Genomic DNA, 5,789 nt, shown 5'->3' with positions numbered 1-5,789 from the left:
TAAACTCCTCAGCGCCAATGGTACTATGGCTTAAGCCCTGGGAGAGTAGGTCGCTGCCAGGCCTGCCAAGGACAATGATGTCCTCTTTGTGAATTTCTTTTCGTGTCATCAACGAAAACGCCGTTTCCGAAATGCTCCATGCATGACGGAAGCGGCGTTTTTTATGTTCCATCGCTTGCGTGCCACGCGCTGGTATCGATCGGCGATGATCGGTCGCCAGAATCGGCCGGTTCACAGGCCGTTCATTTCGGGCCCCATAGCCTCATGCCGTCATTTCATCCGCGCGAATCGTGAACAACGCCAAGCCGAGGAGAAACACATGCGCGACGTCGTTCGCTCCACCTTCATCGGGATCGCTGTTGCCGGTCTCACCCTGTGCGCCAGTGCTGTTTCGGCCGGCAACGCCTTCGCGCAGGCCAAACCTGCTCCCGCGCCGGCCGAAGCTGCGCCGCCCGCCGATGCGCCGATCAAGCAGATCGCGCTCACCGAGAAGCAGATCGAGGGCGTGCTCGCGGCCCAGAAGGACATGGATGCGCTCGACGACAAGCTGCCGGACAATCCGAATGTGAAACCGGATTCGAAGGCCATCGCGCAGCTCGACGCGATCGCGAAGAAATCGGGCTTTGCAAGCTACGCCGAATACAACAACGTAATCGACAACATCAGTCTCGTGCTCGGCGGTTTCGATCCGGCTACCAAGAAATACATTGGCGTGCAGGAGGTTTTGAAACGGCAGATTGCCGCGGTGCAGGCCGACACCAAGATGCCAGCCAAGGAAAAGAAGCAGGCGCTCGATGACATGAATGTGGCGCTGCAGACGCCGCCGCCGGTGATCGAGAACAAAGGCAATATCGATCTTGTCGCCAAATACTACGACAAACTCGCTGGCGCATTATCGGAGTCCGAGGACGATTAATTCAACCTCGCGGTGCCGGAAGATCATAGTCGCCGCGCGGAATGCCGGCTCGCGTGAAAGTCGGCGACGACAGGCCGCATCGGTTCAGTGTCGTGCCCCGGCCATGACCGAGCGGTTCATTCCGTTAGCATTTCTAGCCGTAACCACCTCGGATCAGTCCCGAGGACGCGCTTCGCTTGAAAAAGTATCCTGAATCAGAATCCTGCTGCGGAAAAGGCGCGGCAGTCGGCGACGTTCGCCGGGCGCGACGCAACTCCTTTGCATCGCGGAACCTTTTCCGCTCCGTTCGCTCTTAACAGGTCAACTTGCCGTATCCGCGTCGGTGTGAAACCGTGTGGAGCGGATCGCGAATGTCCGCATGGGCTCGCATCCGGCGGCCGCGTAACCACGGAGGACCAGATAAATGGCTGAGGAGCAGTCTCAACCGAGCGGACCGGACCTGACGCAGGGTGTTGATCCCGGCGCTTTCAAGGAGGGCAAGCTGGTCGGCCATGTGGGGGACCGGGAGATCCTGCTGGTGCGCGAAGGTTCCGAGATTTTCGCAATCGATGCGCATTGCAGCCACTATCACGGACCGCTTGCCGACGGGCTCGTTGTCGACGGCACCGTCCGCTGTCCCTGGCATCATGCCTGCTTCGATCTGCGCACCGGCGAGGCGACCTGCGCTCCCGCCTTCAACGCGCTCGACGTCTGGGAGGTCGAGCAGCGCGACGGCCGGATCTTCGTTCGCGGAAAACGCGAGCAGCCCGCGCGGAAGATCGCCAAGCCTGATCACCCCGAAAAGATCGTGATCGTCGGCGGCGGCGCGGCCGGTTTTGCCGCCGCCGAAATGCTGCGCCGCCAGGACTACAAGGGCAGCATCGTGATGCTGAGCAGCGACGATGCGGCGCCGGTCGACAGGCCGAACCTGTCGAAAGACTATCTCGCCGGCTCCGCGCCCGAGGATTGGCTGCCGCTCCGCCCCGATGATTTCTACCAGCAGGCCGGCATCGATTTGCGGCTGGGCACGACCGTTAGCGCCATCGATCCGGATAAGCGCCAGCTCACGACCACGAGCGGCGCCGTCGGTTACGACCGGCTGTTGCTGGCGACCGGCGCCGAGCCGCTTCGGCTGCCGATTCCCGGCGCCAACCTGCCGCATGTCCATACGTTGCGCACGCTCAAGGATTGCCGCGCCATCATCGAGGCGGCGAAGTCGGCAAGTAGGGTGGTTGTCATCGGCGCGAGTTTCATCGGCCTTGAAGTTGCGGCGTCGTTGCGGGCCCGCGATATCGAAGTCCATGTCGTCGCGCCGGAATTGCGGCCGATGGAACGCATCCTCGGCGCGGAGATGGGCGATTTCGTCCGCGCGCTGCACGAGGAACATGGAGTGATCTTCCATCTGGAAGACACCGTGGCCGCGATCGGCGAGCAGAAGGTGACGCTCGGCAGCGGCGGAACGCTGGATGCCGATTTCGTCGTTTTCGGCGTCGGTGTGAAACCACGCCTGGAGCTTGCCGAAAAAGCGGGGTTGAAGATCGACCGCGGCGTGCTCGTCAACGCGTTCCTCGAAACCAGCGCGCCCGGTATCTATGCAGCCGGAGACATCGCGCGCTGGCCGGACCCTTATTCCGGGGACAACATCCGCGTCGAGCATTGGGTGGTGGCGCAGCGTCAGGGCCAGGTCGCCGCGCGCAACATGCTGGGACACCGCGAAAAGTTCGACGCGGTGCCGTTCTTCTGGAGTCAGCACTACGACGTGCCGATCAACTATGCCGGCCACGCGTTGAAGTGGGACGATATCGAGGTCGACGGCAGCGTCGCGGACAGGGATTGCCTGCTGCGTTACAGGCACAAGGGACGCGTGCTCGCGGTTTCGTCGATCTACCGCGATATCGACCACCTCAAGGCCGAAGTGGCGATGGAACGCGCCGTCACACCGTAAAATTCGGTCCGCCGGAAGCCGCGAGAGCCGAAGACCGTTCCGTCGCGCTCGACAGGTATCCTGTGGGAATCCGGGTGGATTGCAGCGTCCTGCAAACCTAGATTTCCGACGAGGGGGACCTGGAGACGGAGCGGCCCATGAGCGAAGATGCGAAGGATTGCAAGTTTGCGCTGTTCGACACCGCGATCGGTACATGCGGCGTCGTCTGGACCGGGCGCGGCATCCGGGCGGTGCAACTGCCGCTGCCTGATGAGGACAAGACCCGAACCCGCATTCGTCAGCGCTATGGCGAACTCGCGGAGGCAACCCCGCCACCCCGCGTGCAATCCGCGATCGACGGCATGATCGAATTGCTCGATGGCAAGCCGAGGGATTTGTCCGTCGTGGCGCTCGATCTCGACGGCGTTCCCGATTTCCACCGCGATGTTTATGACATCGCCCGCACGATTCTGCCGGGCCGGACCATGACCTATGGCGAGATCGCCAAGCGGCTCGGCGGCGTCGAACTGTCGCGCGACGTCGGTCAGGCACTCGGCAGCAATCCGTGTCCGATCGTGGTGCCGTGCCATCGCGTGCTCGCCGCCGGCGGCAAGCCGGGAGGTTTTTCGGCGAACGGCGGCGTCGCCACCAAACTGAAGATGCTCGCTATCGAGGGTGCGGCCGTCAACTACACGCCGAGCCTGTTCGACTGAACCGTTCGGACGGAAGCGGCCGGTCGGTCAGCATGTGAACCCTGTCACGCCTGAACCTTGTCACGCCGGGGGCGGCGCCGAAATCTTCACCGAAGGACGCTGCATCATCTTGTCCTGGAATGCGACGAGGTTCGGATAAGCCTCGCGCCAGCCGCTATCCGCAAAACGGAAGTCGGCGTAGCCCAGCACGCAGGTCAGCGCGATCTGCGCGACATCCAGCGGTCGCGACAGCAGGTCGCTCTGTCTGTCGAAATGCGCCATGCCGGTCCAAACCCGATGCCAGTGATCGTCGGCCCAAGCCTGCCAGTAGAACTCCTTCGGGCGCGCCGCCTTTTCGTAGCGGCACAGCACCATGGAATCGAGAATGCCTTGCGCGATCGAATGATCCGTCTTGATCTTCCAGCGCGCCGGACCCGATGCCGGAATCAGCTTCCCGCCGCCTGCGATCTCGTCGAGGTATTCGACGATGACATAGGAATCGAGAATCACGCTGCCGTCGTCAAGAATCAGCACCGGCAGCTTCTTCAGCGGATTGACGTTGCGCGAATAGTCGTCGTTGGGCTTGCCCGGCGCAAAGGCAGCCGGCACCAGTTCGATGGTGTCGATCAGCCCAAGCTCGATGGCGGCGATGCGAACCTTGCGGGCAAAGGGCGAGGTGGGCGAGAAAATCAGCTTCATTGTCAAATGCCTCAAGCGCCGATCGCGCCCTTCGACTTTGTGCTCTGGTCTTGGCTGTTCATGGAACATTTACCAGGCTGCATTCGACAACCATTCGCCCGGTTTCGCAAGGATGGCCGGAGCATCGGATTGCGAGGCCATTTGGGTTCGAGAAATCTCGTTCGCAATTTGCCTCACATCACGGTGATTGGGATCAACCTGGCAGCCTTTGCGTTGGCGTTCCGAACAAAGGAGGATCGCAATGCCGGATCTTGTCATTTCGCCGGAAAAGGTCGGTTTTCTGATCGAGAAAGCTCGCGAGTTCGATGCCAAGGAGGCGTCGACGGACCCGGATTCCGGTTCAAACGCCTCCGACGACAACATGATCGATGTGCTGACCGACAATGGTGACGACCCGGTGGTTCGCGAAATCACCGGGTTCATCAATTCGCTGTCCGAGGATGAGCAGATCGATCTGGTCGCGCTGATGCGGCTCGGCCGGGGCGATGGCTCGATCGATGAATGGACGGATTTGCGGCGCGAGGCCGCAGAAGGACACAACTCCCGGACGGCCAGTTATCTGCTCGGCGAACCGCTTGTGAGCGATTTTCTCGCGGAAGGGCTTGATCAGTTTGGTCTGGGGTGGGGCGACGAGCGCACTGCGCCGGCAGGGTGAGCCGTCGCGGTCCGGCGCCGATGCCTCATTGCCGCCGCCGTGATAGGATGCTGTTTTCCAGCGTTTTCGGGCGAAAACGGGATCTCTTCGCTTCAAAACAAAAAGCTGGAGCCCGGCTTTGATTCAGTCAGAATGGCTCCAGCAGTCCGGAGAGTTTGTTGAACGGCGTAATCCCAGATCCATCCGGTCAGGACCGCGGCGAGCCCGCGGCGGGGCTTGGCCTGGCGCGAGCCTTGCGGCGCGCAAGGTGGGCGATCGCATGGGAAAGAGCCTGGCCGCACCTGGCGCGGCTGCTCTGCGTCGCCGGACTGTTCCTTGCGGTATCGTGGGCGGGGCTGTGGCTCGAACTGCCGGCGACGGGACGCGCCGTCGCTTTGGCTGCATTTGTTGTGCTGGCGCTGGCCGCCGTGGCGCCCGCTGTCAGGTTTCGCTGGCCGAGCCGCGAGGAAGGGCTGAGCCGGCTCGACCGTAGCGCCGGGCTGCGCCATCGGCCGGTGACCGCGCTTGTCGATACTGTCGCGACACGGGATCCGGTTGCGCTGGCATTGTGGCAGGCGCAGCGCGCGCGCACGCTGGCCTCGCTCGAGCGCATCCGCGCCGGGCTGCCGTCACCACGTCTGCCGATGCATGATCGCTGGGCGCTGCGCGCGCTGGTGATGGTGCTGATGATCGCGACCTATATCGCCGCCGGGGGCGAACGAGCCGAGCGGGTGGCCGCCGCGTTCGATTTGAACGGCATGCTCAACCCGGCCAATGTCAGGGTCGACGCCTGGGTCGCGCCGCCGCCTTATACCGGCAAGCCTCCGGTCATCCTGTCGGCGACGAACAAGGATGCGGGCTCGTCCGATGCCGCGCTGCCGGTCCCGGCGGGCAGCACGCTGATCGTTCGTTCGAGCGGAAGCAGCCTCGATGTCGCGATCAGCG

At 62.8% G+C, this 5,789-nt stretch carries 6 protein-coding genes and 1 pseudogene; 5 read left to right on the top strand and 2 right to left on the bottom strand.

The features are described from left to right. Nucleotides 1-235, bottom strand: a 235-nt coding sequence (locus BGN91_RS11185) for a hypothetical protein (RefSeq protein WP_292613130.1), incomplete at its 3' end; no start/stop codon positions are given. 84 nt (nt 236-319) lie between these two features. On the opposite strand from BGN91_RS11185, the gene BGN91_RS11180 reads away from it, so the two are divergent. From BGN91_RS11180 to BGN91_RS11170, 3 genes are all read left to right on the top strand, one after another. Next, a complete protein-coding gene (locus tag BGN91_RS11180; protein WP_292613128.1) occupies nt 320-916 on the top strand; it encodes a hypothetical protein in 597 nt (198 codons plus the stop codon). A gap of 403 nt (nt 917-1,319) precedes the next feature. Beyond that, the gene (locus BGN91_RS11175) at nt 1,320-2,840 is read left to right on the top strand and encodes an FAD-dependent oxidoreductase (RefSeq protein WP_292613126.1); all 1,521 of its coding nucleotides are present in this window, start codon (nt 1,320-1,322) and stop codon (nt 2,838-2,840) included. A 137-nt stretch (nt 2,841-2,977) separates the two neighbouring features. Next, nucleotides 2,978-3,532: a methylated-DNA--[protein]-cysteine S-methyltransferase gene (locus BGN91_RS11170; RefSeq protein WP_292613124.1), complete on the top strand. Its 555-nt coding sequence runs from the start codon at nt 2,978-2,980 to the stop codon at nt 3,530-3,532. 60 nt (nt 3,533-3,592) lie between these two features. Here the strand turns inward: BGN91_RS11170 and BGN91_RS11165 are convergent, their stop codons facing one another. Next, on the bottom strand, nt 3,593-4,210 hold the full coding sequence (locus BGN91_RS11165; RefSeq protein ID WP_292613122.1) for a glutathione S-transferase: 618 nt from the start codon (nt 4,208-4,210) through the stop codon (nt 3,593-3,595). 241 nt (nt 4,211-4,451) lie between these two features. On the opposite strand from BGN91_RS11165, the gene BGN91_RS11160 reads away from it, so the two are divergent. Next, nucleotides 4,452-4,865 (top strand): DUF3775 domain-containing protein, encoded by a 414-nt coding sequence (locus BGN91_RS11160; RefSeq protein ID WP_292613120.1) that lies wholly within the window; start codon nt 4,452-4,454, stop codon nt 4,863-4,865. 158 nt (nt 4,866-5,023) lie between these two features. Then, nucleotides 5,024-5,789, top strand: a pseudogene (locus BGN91_RS11155) (DUF4175 family protein); the annotation flags it as partial.

This window comes from Nitrobacter sp. 62-13, assembly GCF_001896955.1.
In the GTDB taxonomy this organism is placed as follows: Bacteria; Pseudomonadota; Alphaproteobacteria; order Rhizobiales; family Xanthobacteraceae; genus Nitrobacter.
Note: the sequence above shows the minus strand (reverse complement) of the source record. Positions and strands in the feature narration are given on the sequence as shown.

What these genes read in the sequence shown, in the direction of transcription:
- BGN91_RS11170 (WP_292613124.1), top strand. Translation starts at nt 2,978, where the DNA reads ATGAGCGAAGATGCGAAGGATTGCAAGTTTGCGCTGTTCGACACCGCG.
- BGN91_RS11160 (WP_292613120.1), top strand. Translation starts at nt 4,452, where the DNA reads ATGCCGGATCTTGTCATTTCGCCGGAAAAGGTCGGTTTTCTGATCGAG.
- BGN91_RS11175 (WP_292613126.1), top strand. Translation starts at nt 1,320, where the DNA reads ATGGCTGAGGAGCAGTCTCAACCGAGCGGACCGGACCTGACGCAGGGT.
- BGN91_RS11165 (WP_292613122.1), bottom strand. Translation starts at nt 4,210, where the DNA reads ATGAAGCTGATTTTCTCGCCCACCTCGCCCTTTGCCCGCAAGGTTCGC.
- BGN91_RS11180 (WP_292613128.1), top strand. Translation starts at nt 320, where the DNA reads ATGCGCGACGTCGTTCGCTCCACCTTCATCGGGATCGCTGTTGCCGGT.